Consider the following 18,175-nt stretch of genomic DNA (forward strand, 5'->3'; position numbering starts at 1 on the left):
TCAGCAGGGTAGCCCCGCCCGGCCCGCGGACGGCTCCCCGGGGGGCCGCGCGGGCGGGACCGGGATGAGCCGACGGCCTGTCGGTGGGTACGCTGCACCGCATGCGCGCACTCCTCGTGGTCAACCCGGCAGCCACCACCACAAGTGCCCGTACGCGGGACGTGCTGATCCACGCGCTGGCCAGCGAGGTCAAGCTGGAGGCGGTGACGACCGAGTACCGCGGACACGCCCGGGACATCGGGCGGCTCGCCGCGGCCAGCGCCGACGTCGACATGGTGGTCGCCCTCGGCGGTGACGGCACCGTCAACGAGGTCGTCAACGGCCTCCTCCACGACGGCCCCGACCCCGAGCGGCTGCCCGGCCTGGCCGTGGTCCCCGGCGGCTCCACCAACGTCTTCGCCCGCGCGCTCGGCCTGCCCAACGACCCGGTGGAGGCGACCGGCGCTCTGCTGGACGCCCTGCGCGCCGGCAGCGAGCGCACGGTGAGCCTCGGCCTGGCGAGCGGTACGCCCGGCTCCGACGACGAGGCGGTCCCGGGCCGGTGGTTCACCTTCACCGCCGGACTGGGGTTCGACGCCGGGGTGATCGGCCGAGTCGAACAGCACCGCGAACGCGGCCGCCGCTCCACCCACCCGCTCTACGTCCGCCAGGTGCTGCGCCAGTTCATCGGCGAACCGCACCGCCGGCACGGGCTGATCACCCTGGAGCAGCCGGGCCAGGAACCCGTCGACGACCTGGTCCTCTCGGTGGTCTGCAACACCGCGCCCTGGACCTACCTGGGCAACCGCCCGATATACGCCTCGCCCCGCGCCTCCTTCGACACGGGTTTGGACATCTTCGGCCTGAGCAGGCTCTCCACTATGGCGGTGGCCCGCTACGGCACGCAGTTGCTGGCATCGAGCCCCGAGCGCGGACCTCGCGGTCGTCACGCCCTGTCACGGCATGACCTGACCGAGTTCACCTTGCATTCGAAGGCTCCGCTGCCCTTTCAGATGGACGGCGACCACCTGGGACTGCGTACCAGCGTGACGTTCACAGGCGTTCGCCGTGCACTGCGTGTGATTGTGTGAGCGGAAGGGGCAAAAGTCCTTTCACTCGAACGTTTAGGCCAGGGTCCACCCCATAGAAGTACGGCTGTGACCTAGCCGACACCGAGGAATCCAAAAAAAGTTTCCGGAAGGGGTTGTATCCGCTGCCGAGGTTTGGGAATCTCTACATGGCGCTCGGGACGGCCCGCAACACCGGCCTCCGCTGAGAGCCAGAACCCCTCCCCAAAGTCTGGACCACACCAGTCCGCCTGGTTGTCGGCCCTTCACTTGTTGAGGGATTCGTGAAAGCGTTCACATTCACAAGCAACTTGCATGTAACACCACGGAGAGGTAGCAGCCATGGACTGGCGTCACAACGCCGTTTGCCGCGAGGAAGACCCCGAGCTCTTCTTCCCCATCGGCAACACCGGTCCTGCGCTGCTGCAGATCGAGGAAGCCAAGGCCGTCTGCCGTCGCTGCCCCGTCGCTGAGCAGTGCCTGCAGTGGGCGCTCGAGTCCGGTCAGGACTCCGGCGTCTGGGGTGGCCTCAGCGAGGACGAGCGCCGTGCGATGAAGCGCCGCGCCGCCCGCAACCGGGCGCGCAACGCGAGCGCCTGACACCCAGAGCCTGGCCGGCGGCGCGTACGACGTGTACGCACACCCCGCCCTTGAAACGCAGCGCGCAGTACCCCCGGATGCGCTCGAAGACTGAAACGAGCCCCCGGACCCCACCAGGGTCCGGGGGCTCGGCGCGTCTCGGGGCGCGTAACGGCCGGGCGCCTCACGCCCGTTGACCGCCCCGCGCGCTCCCCCGGCGACCCGAGGCGCCCCCGGTCCCGGCCGCTCAGAGATCGCCGCGTACCGGGATGTCCAGCAGGACGCGGGTGCCGCCCTCGGGGGCACCGCTCATGTCGAAGGTGCCTCCCAATTCGCCCTCCACCAGCGTCCGCACGATCTGGAGGCCGAGGTTGCCCGCGGTGTGCGCGTCGAACCCCTCGGGCAGACCCACCCCGTTGTCCTGCACGGTGATGAGCAGGCGGGCGTCCTTGCGGGTGCCGCCGCGGACCGCCGAGACCTCGACCTCGCCGGTGTCGCCGGGGCCGAAGCCGTGTTCCAGGGCGTTCTGGAGGACTTCGGTGAGGACCATCGACAGCGGGGTGGCCACCTCGGCGTCGAGGATGCCGAACCGGCCGGTGCGCCGGCCCTCGACCCGGCCGGGGGAGATCTCGGCGACCATCGCCAGGACCCGGTCGGCGATCTCGTCGAACTCCACGCGCTCGTCGAGGTTCTGGGAGAGCGTCTCGTGGACGATGGCGATCGAGCCGACCCGGCGGACCGCCTCCACCAGCGCCTCGCGCCCGCGTTCGGAGTCGATGCGGCGGGCCTGGAGCCTGAGCAGGGCGGCCACCGTCTGGAGGTTGTTCTTCACTCGGTGGTGGATCTCCCGGATGGTGGCGTCCTTGGTCATCAACTCGCGCTCACGGCGGCGCAGTTCCGTGACGTCCCGGAGCAGGACCAGGGAGCCGATGCGGGTGCCCTTGGGCCGCAGCGGGATCGCCCGCAACTGGATGACGCCGTCGCTCCCCTCGACCTCGGCCTCCCGCGGCGCCCACCCGCTGGCCAGCTTCACCATCGCCTCGTCCACCGCGCCCCGGGCCGGTGCCAGCTCGGTCGTGGTCTGGCCGAGGTGGTGGCCGACCAGGTCGGCGGCGAGCCCGAGCCGGTGGTACGCGGAGAGGGCGTTCGGCGAGGCGTACTGGACGAGGCCGTCGGCGTCCAGGCGGATCAGCCCGTCGCCGGCGCGCGGGGAGACGTCGGTGTCGCCCTGCTGGTCGGCGAAGGGAAAGGTTCCGGCGGCGATCATCTGCGCGAGGTCGGAGGCGCTCTGGAGGTAGGTCAGCTCCAGGCGGCTCGGGGTGCGCACCGTGAGGAGGTTGGTGTTGCGGGCGATGACGCCGAGGATGCGGCCCTCGCGGCAGACCGGGATGGACTCGACGCGGACCGGCACCTCCTCGCGCCACTCCGGGTCGCCCTCGCGCACGATCCGCCCCTCGTCGAGGGCGAGGTCGAGCATGGGGCGCCGCCCGCGCGGGACGAGGTGGCCGACCATGTCGTCCTGGTACGAGGTGGGGCCGGTGTTGGGCCGCATCTGGGCGACCGAGACGTAGCGGGTGCCGTCCCGGGTGGGGACCCACAGGATGAGGTCGGCGAAGGAGAGGTCGGAGAGCAGCTGCCACTCCGAGACCAGCAGGTGGAGCCACTCCAGGTCGGTGTCACCGAGAGCGGTGTGCTGGCGGACGAGTTCGTTCATGGACGGCACACCGGCGAGCGTACCGGCTGGCGCCGGGGGCCTTGTCGTGGGTGCTTCGGCTCGGCGCCGGGCTGTCCCTTCAAGATGGCCTCAAGCGCCGGCCGGGCTGGGGATTGGTTGCTCTCCGGCTCCGGTGCGCCGGTCACAGATGGCCTTAACCGCCGGCCGGGCTGGCTTTTGCTCGGTGTCCGGCTCCACGGTGCCGCTTCACGATGGCCTCAACCGCCGGCCGGGCTGGAGTTTGGTTGCTGTCTGGCTCCACGGTGCCGGTCACAGGTGGTCTCAAATGCCGGCCGGGCTGAGGTCTGGGACGAGGGCGGGGAGCATGGGCCCCGGAAGCACCCGCGGGCCGCGGCGCCTGGGTGGGACCCTCAACCCGCCCGGCACCGCAGCCCGGAGCAACCACCGGCCGTCGGGTGTGCGGTCCCGTGGGCCGGTCTGGGGGAGCCGGAACAGTCAGGGCAGAGAGTTCCGGGTCCCCGGTCCGCCCTTCTGTGCGGGAAGGGCGGAGGCCTGATGTCGCCATTGTGGACTAGACCATTCTCCCGTGTCCATGCGTGCGACCAAGGTTTTGTTCAGTAGTTCACGCCAGGCGCGCCGACAGCACACTCTGCCGTCTCTTTCTTCAACACGGGCGCGTTACCGAGGTGGTTCACCCTCCTCGGTACCGGGCCCGACGCGTGTGCGGGCCACGCGCGGGCAACGGGGACGCGGGAGGGTGCGGGGCGCGATTCGCACACCGGAAAGATCCCCTGCTCTGTTAGATTGGTCTATACCAGCTGTCCCACCTCAGATCGGCAGGCCACGCGTGGAAGTTGTCATCGTTCCGGACGCCAGGGCGGGCGGCGAGCTGATCGCCGACGCCATCGCCGCCCTGCTGCGGCGCAAGCCCGACGCCCTGCTCGGGGTGGCCACGGGCTCGACTCCGCTCCCCGTCTACGAGGCGCTGGCGGCGAAGGTCGCCGACGGTGCCGTGGACGCCTCGCGGGCCCGGATCTGCCAGCTGGACGAGTACGTGGGGCTGCCGCCCGGTCACCCCGAGTCGTACCGCTCGGTGGTGCTGCGCGAGGTGGTCGAGCCGCTCGGGCTGCCGGCCTCGTCCTTCATGGGGCCCGACGGCTCCGCCGAGGACGTCCAGGCCGCCTGCGAGGCGTACGACGCGGCGCTCGGCGCGGCCGGGGGCGTGGACCTGCAGATCCTCGGGATCGGTACCGACGGCCACATCGGGTTCAACGAGCCGTGCTCCTCGCTCGCCTCGCGCACCCGGATCAAGACGCTGACCGAGCAGACCCGGCGCGACAACGCCCGGTTCTTCGACAGCCTGGACGACGTTCCCCACCACGTCATCACCCAGGGCATCGGCACCATCCTGGACGCCCGCCACCTGGTGCTGCTCGCCACCGGCGAGGGCAAGGCGCAGGCCGTCGCGGAGACCGTGGAGGGTCCGGTCGCCTCGGTGGTGCCCGCCTCGGCGCTCCAGCTGCACCCGCACGCCACCGTGGTGGTGGACGAGGCCGCCGCCTCCGAGCTCCGCCTCGCCTCGTACTTCCGCGACACCTACGCCGCCAAGCCCAAGTGGCAGGGGCTCTAGACGACGCGCACCGACGAAGCCCGGCCGGACCCTTCCGGCCGGGCTTTCGCCGTTCCCGGAGACGACCGCGCCCGCCCCCGGGGTGGTGGGGGCGGGCGCGTTCCGGGGCAGGGGGCGGCGCGCGCCCCGGCCCCGGGGTCAGGTGGTGACGGCCTCGGCGGCGGCCTGGCCGCAGACCCGGGAGGCGCCGTGCGTGGCGACGTACAGCGAGCCGCGCGGGGTGGACTGCGGGATGCCCATCTCCACCACCACGGTGTCCGGCCGGGCCGCGAGGAGCGCGTCCAGCGTCCGGGCCATCCACGGGTGACGGTGCTCGTCGCGGACCACCGCGATCAGCCGCCGCCCCTCGGCCCCGGCGAGGACGCGGGCAGCCAGCTCCCCGTCGCCCTCCTCCGGCCTGGTGTACGTGGCGGAGGTGGTGCCGGGCAGCCGGGCCGCCAGCTCGGCGGCGACGCCCCAGGGGGTCTCGTCGCCCACCGCGATGTTGGCGACCGGGGCGAAGGAGACCACGTGCGGGGTGCCGGTCAGCGCCCGGTGCCCCTCGGTACGGGTGATCTCCAGGGCCCGGCGCGCGGCGACCAGGCCGATGTCCGGGGTGCGCTCCCCCGTCGCGCGGGGCGTCGAGGTGGTCCACGCCGCCAGGGCGCGGACCCGGGCGGCGGCGTCGGCCAGCCGCTCCTCGGAGAGGTCGCCGGAGCGGACGGCGGCGACCAGGGCGTCGCGGAGCCGGACCACCGTCTGCTCGTCGGCGAGGCCGCCGCCGACGCAGATCGCGTCGGCGCCCGCGGCGATGGCCAGCACGCTGCCGCGCTCGATGCCGTAGGTCGCGGAGATCGCCTGCATCTCCATGCCGTCGGTGACGATCAGCCCCTCGTAGCCGAGTTCCTCGCGGAGCAGGCCGGTGAGGACGCGGCGGCTGAGGGTGGCCGGCTTGTCGGGGTCGAGCGCGGGCACCAGGATGTGCGCGCTCATGACCGCCTTGGACCCGGCGGCGACTGCGGACCGGAAGGGGGTGAGGTCGCGGGCGGCGAGGACGTCGGCGCCGACCGCGATGGTCGGCAGCGCGTGGTGCGAGTCGACCGCGGTGTCGCCGTGCCCGGGGAAGTGCTTGGTGCAGGCGGCTACGCCGGCGGACTGCATGCCCTCGACGTAGGCGGCGGTGTGCCGGGCGACCAGCTCCGGGTCGGAGCCGAAGGAGCGGACGCCGATGACCGGGTTGTCGGGATCGGAGTTGACGTCGGCCGACGGTGCCCAGTTGAGGTGGACACCGCAGTCGGCGAGCCGGCGGGCCAGCTCGTGGGCGACGGCCCGGGTGAGGTCGGCGTCGTCGATCGCGCCCAGGGCGTGGTTGCCCGGGACGGAGGAGCCGTCGGTGACCTCCAGGCGGGTGACGTCGCCGCCCTCCTCGTCGATGGCGACGAGGATGTCCTCGCGCTCGGCCCGCAGTTGCGCGGTGAGCGCGGAGAGCTGGCCGGGCGAGGTGATGTTGCGGCCGAAGAGGCCGACCGAGGCGAGGCCGTCACGGATCTGCCGCAGCAGCCACGCGGGGGCCTCGGTGCCGATGAAGCCGGGCTGGAGGACGGCGAGGGCGTCCCGGGTGAGCTGGTCGCCGGAGACGGCGGTGGACTGGGTGGTCATCGCCCTCATCCCTTCACGGCACCGGAGGTGAGGCCGGCCGCCATCTTGGACTGGATGATCATGAAGAAGATGACGACCGGGAGGGCGATCATCGTGGAGGCGGCCATCAGCGCGCCGTAGTCCGTACCGCGCTCGGTGGTGAAGGTCATCAGCCACACGTTGAGCGTGTACTTGGAGTTGTCGTTGATCAGGATGTACGCGAAGAGGTACTCGTTCCAGGCGTTGACCAGCGCGAAGATCGACGCGGCGGCGAGGCCGGGGGCGAGCAGAGGGAAGATGACCCGGCGGAAGGCTCCCATCCGGGTGCATCCGTCCACCATCGCGGACTCCTCCAGCTCGACGGGGATGTTGACCACGAAGCCGCGGATCATCACCACCGCGAAGGGCAGCGTGGAGACCAGGTAGACGACGATCAGGCCCCAGTACTCGTCCAGTCCGCCCATGGCGTTGAGCTGGGCGTAGATGGGGATGAGCATCGCGGTCGGCGGCAGCATCTGGACCATGATGAGGACCATCAGCAGGGCGCGGCGGCCGAAGAAGCGGAAGCGGCCGATGGCCAGCGCCGCCAGGGTGGCGATGATCATGCCGCCGACGACGGCCGTGATCGAGACGATCAGGCTGGACTGGATCGCGGTGACGAAGTTGTCCTGCTTCACCGCGCGGGCGAAGTTGTCGAAGGTCAGCGAGGAGGGCCACAGGGTCTGGTCGTAGGACCGGATCTCGTGGTTGGGGCGGAGCGCGCTGATGATCAGCCAGTAGACCGGGAAGGCCATGACGGCCGCGGTGACCAGCGCGATGATGTTGTAGCCGAGCCGGGTCCTCTTCCGGTCGGGGCGGATGACCTGGGGCTCGGGGGCCTCGGTCACAGGGGTCCCGGTCCGGGGCGTCTGGGTCGCGGTGCTCATTCGACCTCTCCCGTCTTCATCAGCTGGCGCAGGTAGTAGACGGCCACGCCCGACAGCAGCACGACCGTGATGAGGGCGATGGCGGTGCCCTGGCTGAACGAGGTGGAGGAGAACGCCTTGGAGAAGGAGTAGAGGCCGAGGGTCTCGTACTCGGGCTCCGGCTTGTTGCCCCGCAGCAGCCAGATCTGGCCGAAGACGTTGAAGTCCCAGATCACCGAGAGGGTGGTGACCATGACGAAGACCGGCTTGATCACCGGCCAGGTGACGTAGCGGAAGATGCCGCCGGCGGTGGCGCCGTCGAGGGCCGCGGCCTCCTCCAGTTCCTTGGGGACCTGGGTGAGGGCGGCGTAGAGGGTGACGACCACGAAGGGGATGGCACCCCAGACGACGAGGGCGATGATGATGCCGAAGCCCTGCCAGGGGTTGAGAAACCAGTTGTGGCCGAGGAAGTCCTCGCCGACGACCTTGGCGATCAGGGTGTTGATCAAGCCGTAGTCGGAGTCGGAGAGCCACCGGAAGATGGAGGCGGCGACCATCAGCGGCATCGACCAGGCGGCGATCAGCGCCACGGTCAGCACGATCCGCACCCAGGTGGTCAGCCGCATCATCAGCAGCGCGAGCAGCAGCCCGATCGCCATGGTGAGGGTGACGCAGACGAACATGAACAGCACGGTCCGGCCGACGACGTACCAGAACTCGGTGTCGCTGAGGATGCTCGTGTACTGGTCGAGGCCGACCCACGGCGGGGTGTTCCCGGACCAGAGTTCACGGCGGCCCATGTCCTGGAAGGACATGATGACCGACTTGACGAGCGGGAAGGCGTACACGGCCGCGACCGCGATGATCGCCGGAAGGATCAGGAAGTAGGGCAGTAGCGCGCCCTTCTTCCGTCTCGGCGGCCCGGCGTTCGACGGGACGCCCGCCGGTGGTGGGGTTCCCTTGTCGAGGGGAGCGCTCGGTATGGCGGCCGGCGGGTCGGCGGCCTGAGTCTCGGCGGCAGTCACGTGGCTGACCTTCCGTTTCCTGTTCTGCACCGCAAGAGGGCGGACGGGGCCCACGCGTGGCGGGTCCCGTCCGCTGGTGATCCGGGGCCCGTCAGCCCTTGTTGATCAGCTCGTCGATCTTGGCGTCGGCCGCCTTGGTGGCCTTCTCGACGGAGTCGCCCTTGATGATCTGCAGCAGCATGTTCTTCAGGACCTCCTCCTTCTCGATGGAGGTCCAGCCGGGGGCGATCGGGGTGAACCAGGCGTCCGGCACCGCGTTGGCGACGGCGGCCGTCTCCGGCTTCTCCTTCAGCGGCTCGAGCTGCTTGGTGTTGTTCGGCAGGATGTTCTTGCCCGCCAGAACCTCCATGGACTTCTCGTTGGTGAAGAGGGAGACCCACTCCTCCGCGAGGTCCTTGGCCTTGGACTTCTCGACGATGCCGAGGTCCGAGCCGCCGATGAAAGAGGGCAGCGCCTTGCCCTCGGGGCCGGGCATGCCCGCTGTGGCGATCTTGCCTTCGAGCTTCGGGTTGCCGTTGTTCTCGCCGTCGACGACGGAGCCGGCCTCCCAGCCGTTGCCGTAGATGACGCCGGCCTTCTCGTTGGCCATGACGTTGGCGTGGTCCTGCTCGTCCTTGGTCAGGTCCGCCTTGTTGTACTTCTTGACCAGGTCGACGAAGTGCTGGATGCCCTTCTGCGCCTCGGGGGCGGAGAGGGTGCCCTTCCACTCCTTGGTGCCCTCGTCGTACTCGGCGATCTGGCCTCCGTACGCCGCGACGTAGGACATCGCCGCGTACCAGTAGCGGCCCGGGAGGTAGAGGGAGGAGTACCGCTTGTCCTTCTCGCCGTACTCCTTGGAGACCTTGTCCATCGCCTTGAGGAACTCGTCCTCGGTCTCGGGCAGGGTGTCGGTGCCGGCGGCCTTCTTCAGCATGTCCTGGTTGTAGACCGCGACGCGGGCGCCCGCGTAGTAGGGCACGCAGTACTGCTTGCCCTCGAAGGTGCAGGTGTCGGTGAGGCCCTGGATCCAGGAGTCCGAGTTCTCGTACTTCTCGGGGTCGATCTCGGCGAGGGCGCCGTTGAGGATGTACTGCATCGTCTCGGTGTTGCCGAGCTCGACGACGTCCGGGAACTTGTCCCCGCCGAGGGCGGTGTCGAGCTTCTTGGCCTTGTCGGCCCAGCCCTGGTACTGGACGTTCACCTTGACGTTGGGGTACTTCTTCTTGAACTGCGCGTTGACGTCCTTGACCAGCTCCGGCCAGGTGCTCTGGGCGTCGACCATCAGCCAGACGGTCAGGTCTTCCTTGCGGTCCTCGGGCTTGGCGTTGCTCGCCGTCTCCGAGTCCCCGCCACACGCCGCGAGACCGACCATCATGCCAGCGACACCGATGGCCGCAATGAGCTTGCGCTTCACGTCACCCTCCTCAGGGAACCCTCTACCCCCCACCCGCAGCGATGACATCGAAGACGAGTACTGCCGTGGGACTGGGAACTGGTCTTTAATGGTGTAGACCAGTAAGCCGGAGCTTGGCCTAGACCTTTAGGGGTGTCAAGGGTGTATAAGAAGGGCAGTCACGTCCGTTATCGGACCGACACCTGAGGGCGCGTTACGGGACCGACACCTGAGGGAGTCAGGCCCGCCGATCACCGGCCGTGCCACGATGTGATCCGCGACAGACGGAGGAGCCGGTGACGGCAGCAGCACAGGAGCCGGAGAGGCGGAGCATGACGACGGACGCGGGCGGTACGAGGACCCGGACGGCCGACGAGCCCGCCACGGAACCCACCAGTCCGGTGCGAGCCACGCGCGTGCCCAAGTACTACCGTCTCAAGCGGCATTTGCTCGACATGACGCAGACGCTGCCGCCGGGGACCTCCGTGCCCCCCGAGCGTACGCTGGCCGCCGAGTTCGACACCTCGCGGACCACGGTCCGCCAGGCCCTCCAGGAGCTGGTCGTCGAGGGCCGGCTCGAACGCATCCAGGGCAAGGGCACCTTCGTCGCCAAGCCCAAGGTCTCCCAGGCGCTCCAGCTCACCTCCTACACCGAGGACATGCGCGCCCAGGGCCTGGAGCCCACCTCCCAGCTGCTGGAGGTCGGCTACATCACCGCCGACGACTCCCTCGCCACCCTGCTCGACATCACCGCCGGCGGCCGGGTGCTGCGCATCGAGCGGCTGCGGCTGGCCAGCGGCGAGCCGATGGCGATCGAGACCACCCACCTCTCCGCCAAGCGCTTCCCCGCCCTGCGCCGCTCCCTGGTCAAGTACACCTCTCTCTACACGGCGCTCTACGAGGTCTACGGAGTGCGCCCCGCCGAGGCCGAGGAGACCATCGAGACCTCGCTCGCCACCCCGCGCGAGGCCGCCCTGCTCGCCACCGACGTGGGCCTGCCCATGCTGATGCTCTCCCGCCACTCCCGCGACGAGACGGGCGCGCCGGTGGAATGGGTGCGGTCGGTCTACCGCGGCGACCGGTACAAGTTCTTGGCACGGCTGAAGCGGCCGGTGGATTAGGACCGGCGGCGCAGCGGGGCCGGTGGCGGAGCAGGGCCGGACCCCCGCGCCGACGGCCGGACGGGCGGTACCCCTCACCGGGTGCCGCCCTTCCCCATGTCCGGCAGAAGGGCCGACGGAGGAAGAGGGGTCGCATGGCGGGAAATAGCTCTCCGTCCTTCCGTCATCCGGTACTACGCCCGCTCGCCCCAGCCCGGCCTCCGGCGGCGAATTCGCTCGTACGTGTGTGCTTTTCCGCGCATGCCCGACGGTCCGCCGCGGGTACGCAGACTGCAGCGGGCGGTGCCGGCAGGGGAGCGGTCCGGGAGGGATCGCGAGGGCGCGGGCGGCGCCTCGCGGGGGGACAAATGCGGGGGGAGGCGTGCGTAAGGGGCGAGGACGCGGAGGTTCCGGCGGAGGGTTGCGCCGGGCGGCAAGTCGTTGCCGTTCCGATACGCGGACAGGGGGTGTCAAAGCCCGGACTGGTCGCCTACATTTCCGACGCATTACAGGAGTTCAGCGCGGGTGGGTCCATCTGCGCTCATGTGAGGGGACCATCATGGCCGAGCCGGCTCCACCCGCTTCCGAAAACCGGAAGCTGTCCGCCAAATCCATCGCCATCTGGTCGCTGGTCGCCGTGGTCGGCGCCATCGCCTGGAGCGTGCTGGCGCTCTCCCGGGGCGAGGAGATCTCCGCCATCTGGATGCTGGCGGCGGCCCTCGGCTCGTACGCCATCGCGTACCGCTTCTACTCGCGGTTCATCGCCAACAAGGTCCTCAAGGTCGACAAGAACCGGGCGACCCCTGCGGAGCGCCTGGACAACGGGGTCGATTTCCAGCCGACCGACCGCCGGGTGCTCTTCGGCCACCACTTCGCGGCGATCGCGGGCGCGGGTCCGCTGGTCGGCCCGATCCTGGCCGCCCAGATGGGATACCTGCCGGGCACCATCTGGATCGTGGCGGGCGTGATCTTCGCCGGCGCCGTCCAGGACATGGTCACGCTCTTCTTCTCCACCCGCCGCAACGGCCGTTCGCTCGGTCAGATGGCACGGGACGAGATCGGCCCGGTCGGCGGTGTCGCCGCCCTGATCGCGGTCTTCATGATCATGATCATCCTGCTGGCGGTGCTGGCCCTCGTCATCGTCAACGCGCTGGCCGGGTCGCCGTGGGGTGTCTTCTCCATCGGCATGACGATCCCGATCGCCCTCTTCATGGGCGTCTACCTGCGCACGCTGCGCCCGGGCAAGGTCACCGAGGTCTCCGTCCTCGGTGTGGCGCTGCTGCTGCTGGCGATCGTGGGCGGCGGCTGGGTCGCCGAGTCCTCCATGGCGGACTTCTTCACTCTGGAGCCGGGCACCCTGGTCATCTGGATGGTGGTCTACGGCTTCTTCGCCTCGGTGCTGCCGGTCTGGATGCTGCTCGCCCCGCGTGACTACCTCTCCACCTTCATGAAGGTCGGCACGATCGTGCTGATGGCGGTCTGCGTCGTCATCGCGATGCCGACGCTGAAGATGGACGGCGTCACCTCCTTCGCGACCAGCGGCGCGGGCCCGGTCTTCTCCGGCTCGCTCTTCCCGTTCGTCTTCATCACCATCGCCTGCGGCGCGCTCTCCGGCTTCCACTCCCTGGTCTCCTCGGGCACCACCCCGAAGATGGTCCAGAAGGAGACCCAGATCCGGATGATCGGGTACGGCGCGATGCTCACCGAGTCGTTCGTCGCCATCATGGCGATGATCGCCGCGTGCATCATCGACCCGGGTCTCTACTTCGCGATCAACTCCCCGGCCGGCGTCCTCGGCGACACGGTCAACAGCGCCTCTGAGGCGGTCGCCAACCTCGGCTTCACCATCAGCCCGGACCAACTGGCCCAGGCGGCGAAGGACGTCGAGGAGCAGTCGCTGCTGTCGCGGACCGGTGGCGCGCCCACCTTCGCCCTCGGTATGGCGGAGATCTTCGCGGCCGCGCTGGGCGGCGCCGGGATGAAGGCGTTCTGGTACCACTTCGCGATCATGTTCGAGGCGCTCTTCATCCTCACCACCGTCGACGCCGGTACCCGGGTCGGCCGCTTCATGCTCCAGGACACCCTGGGCAACGTCTGGAAGCCGATGCGCCGGGTCAGCTGGTGGCCGGGCGTCTGGCTGACCTCGGCGGTCGTGGTCGGCTGCTGGGGCTACTTCCTCTGGGTCGGCGTCCACGACCCGCTGGGCGGCATCAACCAGCTCTTCCCGCTCTTCGGCATCGCCAACCAGCTGCTGGCCGCCGTCGCGCTCGCTGTCTGCACCACGCTGCTGATCAAGTCGGGCCGGCTCAAGTGGGCCTGGGTGACGGGCATACCGCTCGCCTGGGACGTGGCGGTCACGCTCACCGCGAGCTGGCAGAAGGTCTTCTCGGACAACCCGGCCATCGGCTTCTTCGCCCAGCGCGCCAAGTACCAGGACGGCATCGACGCGGGCGAGGTGCTGGCCCCGGCCAAGTCGATGAGCGACATGCACACCGTGGTGACCAACTCCACCGTGGACGGCGTCCTGTCCATCGTCTTCGCGGTGCTGATCATCATCGTCCTGGTCGACGCGGGCCGCGTCAGCTACAACGCGATCCGCAAGCCCGAGTCGGTCAAGCTCGCCGAGGCGCCCTTCGAGCAGTCGAAGATCGTCGCCCCGGCCGGGATGTTCCCCACCGCCGAGGAGAAGGCCGAACTGGCCCTCGTCGGCGCGGGAGCGCCGGGCTCCTCCGGTGACGGTGACGGCGACGCCCCCGCCCGGCAGGGCGGCGGCGACCGGGCATGAGCGGCGAGGCGGCCCACCCCGGACGCCTCGGCGTCCTGGCCCACCGCGTGCGCGAGGGCGTCCGCTGGATCGGCTGGTACGTCCGGGAGGTGTCGGGCGAGACGGCGTACGAGAAGTACGCCGCGCACGTCCGGCGCCACGACCCGGACGCCGAGGTGATGACCCGCAGGCAGTTCGAACGCAGCCGCATGGACGCCCGCGAGGCCGATCCGCGCGACGGGTTCCGCTGCTGCTGACCGCGGGACGAGGCCGCCGGCCCCCTCAGGGGGTCGGCGGCCTCGCCGTGTCCCGGGGCCGGGCGCAGCCCGCGCGCGGGCGCGGGGCACGGCAGGGCAGGGCAGCGCAGTGCGCGCCTGCGGCGAGGCCGCGTCCAGCCGAGCCGCCCCGCCCCTCGCGTGCCCCCTGGCACCTCGTCCCCGGACCCGGGCGCGTACGCTCTCCCAGGTCGCTGTGCCGCTCCGGACCGTTCCCGCGAGAGCCGCCGGGACCGTCCCCAGGAGCCTCTCCGGGCCCGCCGAAAGTCCCTCAGGAACCGGCTCCCCGGCCCGCCCTGGCAGCCGCTCCAACCCCGCCCCGAGGGCTTCGCGCGGGGTTCGGGCATCCGGTGCGGGTGGGGTCGAATGACCCACCTCACAGCACACCCGACACAAGATATGGGGCCGCTTGGCGAGCGCGGCACAAGATGTATGCTCATGCTCGCTGTCGTCGCAGGGGGAATCCGGTGGAAGTCCGGAACTGTCCCGCAACGGTGTGTTGGTGCGCTTCTGCGTGCCCGCGAGTCCGAGGACCTGCCGACAGTGCACCCGGCCGTCCGGTCCGGGTGCCGATGTCGTCCGGGCCTCGCGGAATGGGCTCGCGGACGCGTGCGGTGCCGTGTGCAGTGAGCCCGGTGTCCGCCCGTACCCGCTGCCCTCCGCAGGCTCCGAGCCGAGCGAGGGAGAGCTTCATGACCATCGCGCCAGCCGATCCGTCGACGGCCGAGGTGCGGGCCGAGGAGATCCAGGGCCCCGGGGGCGCGCTGCTGCGTACCCTCACCGACCTCACCGCGGATCTCCCCGACACCGACCCCGGCCGGGTGGCCGCCGCCGCGCTCCGGGGCCGCAACGCCACCTCGGACGAGGCCGAGCTGCGGTCGCTCGCGACGGAGGCCGCCGCCGGTCTGATCTCCGAGGACCCCGCCTACTCCCGGCTCGCCGCCCGCCTGCTGACCCGCACCATCGCCGAAGAGGCCGCGGGCCAGGGCGTGCGCACCTTCACCGAGTCGGTCGCCACCGGCCACCGCGAGGGCCTGATCGCGGACCGCACCGCCGCGTTCGTGACCCGGCACGCCGAGCGGCTCGACGCGCTTGTCGACACGGCCGCCGACGACCGCTTCGGCTACTTCGGCCTGCGCACCGTGCACAGCCGCTACCTGCTGCGCCACCCGCACACCCGCCAGGTGATCGAGACGCCCCAGCACTTCATGCTGCGCGTCGCCTGCGGCCTCGCCGAGGACGACTCGGTCCAGGCCGTCGAGGAGGTCGCCTCGCTCTACCGGCTGATGAGCGCCCTCTCCTACCTGCCCTCCTCCCCCACGCTCTTCAACTCCGGCACCCGGCACCCGCAGATGTCCTCCTGCTACCTGCTGGACTCCCCCAAGGACGAGCTGGAGTCGATCTACGACCGCTACCACCAGGTCGCCCGGCTCTCCAAGCACGCCGGCGGCATCGGCCTCGCCTACTCCCGCATCCGCGCCCGCGGTTCGCTGATCCGCGGCACCAACGGGCACTCCAACGGCATCGTCCCGTTCCTCAACACGCTCGACGCCTCGGTGGCCGCCGTCAACCAGGGCGGCCGGCGCAAGGGCGCCGCCGCGGTCTACCTGGAGACCTGGCACGCCGACATCGAGGAGTTCCTGGAGCTGCGGGACAACACCGGCGAGGACGCCCGGCGTACCCACAACCTCAACCTGGCGCACTGGATCCCGGACGAGTTCATGCGCCGGGTCGACGCCGACGCCGACTGGTCGCTCTTCTCCCCCTCGGACGTGCCGGAGCTGACCGACCTGTGGGGCGACGCCTTCGACGCGGCGTACCGCGCGGCGGAGGCGGCCGGGCTCGCCAAGCGGACCATCCCGGCGCGCGAGCTGTACGGCCGGATGATGCGCACCCTCGCGCAGACCGGCAACGGCTGGATGACCTTCAAGGACGCCTCCAACCGCACCGCCAACCAGACGGCGCTGCCGGGCCACACCGTGCACTCCTCCAACCTGTGCACGGAGATCCTGGAGGTCACCGACGACGGCGAGACCGCCGTCTGCAACCTCGGCTCGGTCAACCTCGGCGCCTTCGTCACCGACGGCGCCGTCGACTGGGAGCGGCTGGACGAGGCCGTCCGCACCGCCGTGGTCTTCCTCGACCGCGTGGTGGACATCAACTTCTACCCGACCGAGCAGGCCGAGCGCTCCAACTCCCGCTGGCGGCCGGTGGGTCTGGGCGCGATGGGGCTCCAGGACGTCTTCTTCCAGCTCCGGCTGCCCTTCGACTCCGCCGAGGCCCGGCAGCTCTCCACGCGGATCGCCGAGCGCATCATGCTCACCGCCTACGAGACCTCGTGCGACCTCGCCGAGAAGAACGGCCCGCTGCCGAACTGGGACCGGACCCGCACCGCGCAGGGCGTCCTCCACCCCGACCACTACGACACCGAGCTGGCCTGGCCCGAGCGGTGGGAGGCGCTGCGTACCCGGGTCGCCGCGAGCGGCATGCGCAACGCGCTGCTCCTCGCCATCGCCCCCACGGCCACCATCGCCTCGATCGCCGGCGTCTACGAGTGCATCGAGCCGCAGGTCTCCAACCTCTTCAAGCGCGAGACGCTCAGCGGGGAGTTCCTCCAGGTCAACTCCTACCTGGTCGAGGACTTGAAGCGGCTCGGCGTCTGGGACGCGCGGACCCGCGAGGCGCTGCGCGAGGCGAGCGGCTCGGTGCAGGGCTTCGCGTGGGTCCCCGAAGAGCTGCGCGCGCTGTACCGGACCGCCTGGGAGCTGCCGCAGCGCGGCCTGATCGACATGGCGGCGGCCCGGACCCCGTTCCTGGACCAGAGCCAGTCGCTCAACCTGTTCATGGAGACGCCCACCATCGGCAAGCTCAGCTCGATGTACGCGTACGCCTGGAAGAAGGGGCTGAAGACCACGTACTACCTGCGGTCGCGCCCGGCCACGCGGATCGCGCGTGCCGCCGGGAGCTCCGCACCCACCACCGCGTCCGTCCCGGCGCAGGCGGCCCCCGACGCGGAGTCCGTCGCCTGCTCCCTGGAGAACCCCGAGTCCTGCGAGGCATGCCAGTAATGACCACCCCCGACACCACCCCGGCAGCGAACGCGCACACCGTGGGCGCGGCGAAGAACCTGCTTGACCCCGGCTTCGAGCTGACCCTGCGCCCGATGCGGTACCCGGACTTCTACGAGCGCTACCGGGACGCGATCAAGAACACCTGGACCGTCGAGGAGGTCGACCTCCACTCCGACGTCGCCGACCTGGCGAAGCTCTCCCCGGGTGAGCAGCACCTGATCGGACGGCTGGTCGCCTTCTTCGCCACGGGTGACTCGATCGTCGCCAACAACCTCGTGCTGACCCTGTACAAGCACATCAACTCCCCCGAGGCGCGGCTCTACCTGAGCCGTCAGCTCTTCGAGGAGGCCGTGCACGTCCAGTTCTATCTGACGCTGCTCGACACCTACCTGCCCGACCCGGCCGACCGCGCGGACGCCTTCGCGGCGGTGGAGAACATCCCCTCGATCCGGGAGAAGGCGGAGTTCTGCTTCCGCTGGATGGACTCGGTGGACCGGCTCGACCAGCTGGAGACCCAGGCCGACCGCCGCAAGTTCCTCCTCAACCTGATCTGCTTCGCCGCCTGCATCGAGGGGCTGTTCTTCTACGGGGCGTTCGCCTACGTGTACTGGTTCCGCTCGCGCGGGCTGCTGCACGGCCTGGCGACCGGCACCAACTGGGTCTTCCGCGACGAGACGATGCACATGAGCTTCGCCTTCGACGTGGTCGACACGGTCCGCAAGGAGGAGCCGGAACTCTTCGACGACAAGCTGGAGGAGCAGGTCGTCGCGATGCTCAAGGAGGCCGTCGAGGCCGAGCTGCAGTTCGCCCGCGACCTGTGCGGCGAGGGCCTGCCCGGCATGAACACCGAGTCGATGCGCGAGTACCTGGAGTGCGTCGCCGACCAGCGGCTCACCCGGCTGGGCTTCGCCCCGGTGTACGGCTCGCAGAACCCGTTCTCCTTCATGGAGCTCCAGGGCGTGCAGGAGCTGACCAACTTCTTCGAGCGCCGGGTCTCGGCCTACCAGGTCGCGGTCGAGGGCACCGTCTCCTTCGACGACGACTTCTGACCGGCCCGCGCCCCACGCGTACGAACGCCCGCCGCCCGGCCCCTCGTCCTGAGGGCGGGGCGCCGGG

13 protein-coding genes and 1 riboswitch are annotated in these 18,175 nt (G+C 70.3%); of the genes, 8 read left to right on the forward strand and 5 right to left on the reverse strand.

The window, feature by feature from the left end; all coding sequences use genetic code 11:
* Positions 1-101: 101 nt before the first annotated feature.
* A complete protein-coding gene (locus tag ACFWMZ_RS07355; protein ID WP_383174818.1) occupies positions 102-1,070 on the forward strand; it encodes a diacylglycerol/lipid kinase family protein in 969 nt (322 codons plus the stop codon).
* 318 nt (positions 1,071-1,388) lie between these two features.
* Complete coding sequence (locus tag ACFWMZ_RS07360) at positions 1,389-1,646, forward strand: WhiB family transcriptional regulator (RefSeq protein WP_003950777.1); 258 nt, start codon at positions 1,389-1,391, stop codon at positions 1,644-1,646.
* A 226-nt stretch (positions 1,647-1,872) separates the two neighbouring features.
* Here ACFWMZ_RS07360 and ACFWMZ_RS07365 read toward each other — a convergent pair whose 3' ends face one another.
* Positions 1,873-3,339, reverse strand: coding sequence for a sensor histidine kinase (locus ACFWMZ_RS07365; RefSeq protein ID WP_383174986.1), 1,467 nt, complete (start codon positions 3,337-3,339; stop codon positions 1,873-1,875).
* 808 nt (positions 3,340-4,147) lie between these two features.
* Between ACFWMZ_RS07365 and nagB the strand changes: the two genes are divergently transcribed.
* The gene (gene nagB / locus ACFWMZ_RS07370) at positions 4,148-4,930 is read left to right on the forward strand and encodes a glucosamine-6-phosphate deaminase (RefSeq protein ID WP_383174815.1); all 783 of its coding nucleotides are present in this window, start codon (positions 4,148-4,150) and stop codon (positions 4,928-4,930) included.
* 138 nt (positions 4,931-5,068) lie between these two features.
* Here nagB and ACFWMZ_RS07375 read toward each other — a convergent pair whose 3' ends face one another.
* The 4 genes from ACFWMZ_RS07375 to ACFWMZ_RS07390 form a co-directional block, all read right to left on the reverse strand.
* The gene (locus ACFWMZ_RS07375; RefSeq protein WP_383174812.1) at positions 5,069-6,568 is read right to left on the reverse strand and encodes a glycoside hydrolase family 3 protein; all 1,500 of its coding nucleotides are present in this window, start codon (positions 6,566-6,568) and stop codon (positions 5,069-5,071) included.
* A gap of 5 nt (positions 6,569-6,573) precedes the next feature.
* Positions 6,574-7,473, reverse strand: a complete 900-nt coding sequence (locus ACFWMZ_RS07380) for a carbohydrate ABC transporter permease (protein WP_383174810.1) — start codon at positions 7,471-7,473, stop codon at positions 6,574-6,576.
* On the reverse strand, positions 7,470-8,477 hold the full coding sequence (locus ACFWMZ_RS07385) for a carbohydrate ABC transporter permease (RefSeq protein ID WP_383174807.1): 1,008 nt from the start codon (positions 8,475-8,477) through the stop codon (positions 7,470-7,472). Before ACFWMZ_RS07385 ends, ACFWMZ_RS07380 begins: the two co-directional genes overlap by 4 nt.
* 91 nt (positions 8,478-8,568) lie before the next feature.
* Complete coding sequence (locus ACFWMZ_RS07390) at positions 8,569-9,870, reverse strand: sugar ABC transporter substrate-binding protein (protein ID WP_383174804.1); 1,302 nt, start codon at positions 9,868-9,870, stop codon at positions 8,569-8,571.
* Between the two features lie 311 nt (positions 9,871-10,181).
* On the opposite strand from ACFWMZ_RS07390, the gene ACFWMZ_RS07395 reads away from it, so the two are divergent.
* The 5 genes from ACFWMZ_RS07395 to ACFWMZ_RS07415 all read left to right on the forward strand — a co-directional run bounded on the left by ACFWMZ_RS07395 (position 10,182) and on the right by ACFWMZ_RS07415 (position 18,108).
* Positions 10,182-10,970, forward strand: coding sequence for a GntR family transcriptional regulator (locus ACFWMZ_RS07395; protein ID WP_383174801.1), 789 nt, complete (start codon positions 10,182-10,184; stop codon positions 10,968-10,970).
* Positions 10,971-11,508: 538 nt separating this feature from the next.
* On the forward strand, positions 11,509-13,734 hold the full coding sequence (locus tag ACFWMZ_RS07400) for a carbon starvation CstA family protein (protein ID WP_383199969.1): 2,226 nt from the start codon (positions 11,509-11,511) through the stop codon (positions 13,732-13,734).
* A complete protein-coding gene (locus ACFWMZ_RS07405) occupies positions 13,731-13,970 on the forward strand; it encodes a YbdD/YjiX family protein (protein WP_383174795.1) in 240 nt (79 codons plus the stop codon). Before ACFWMZ_RS07400 ends, ACFWMZ_RS07405 begins: the two co-directional genes overlap by 4 nt.
* Positions 13,971-14,403: 433 nt before the next feature.
* Positions 14,404-14,545, forward strand: a riboswitch (cobalamin riboswitch).
* Positions 14,546-14,680: 135 nt separating this feature from the next.
* Positions 14,681-17,056: a ribonucleoside-diphosphate reductase subunit alpha gene (locus ACFWMZ_RS07410; RefSeq protein WP_383174792.1), complete on the forward strand. Its 2,376-nt coding sequence runs from the start codon at positions 14,681-14,683 to the stop codon at positions 17,054-17,056.
* Positions 17,056-18,108: a ribonucleotide-diphosphate reductase subunit beta gene (locus ACFWMZ_RS07415; RefSeq protein WP_383174789.1), complete on the forward strand. Its 1,053-nt coding sequence runs from the start codon at positions 17,056-17,058 to the stop codon at positions 18,106-18,108. The genes ACFWMZ_RS07410 and ACFWMZ_RS07415 overlap by 1 nt, the downstream gene beginning before the upstream one ends.
* Positions 18,109-18,175: the final 67 nt, after the last annotated feature.

The organism is Streptomyces sp. NPDC058373, assembly GCF_042723275.1.
Classification (GTDB): Bacteria; Actinomycetota; Actinomycetes; order Streptomycetales; family Streptomycetaceae; genus Streptomyces.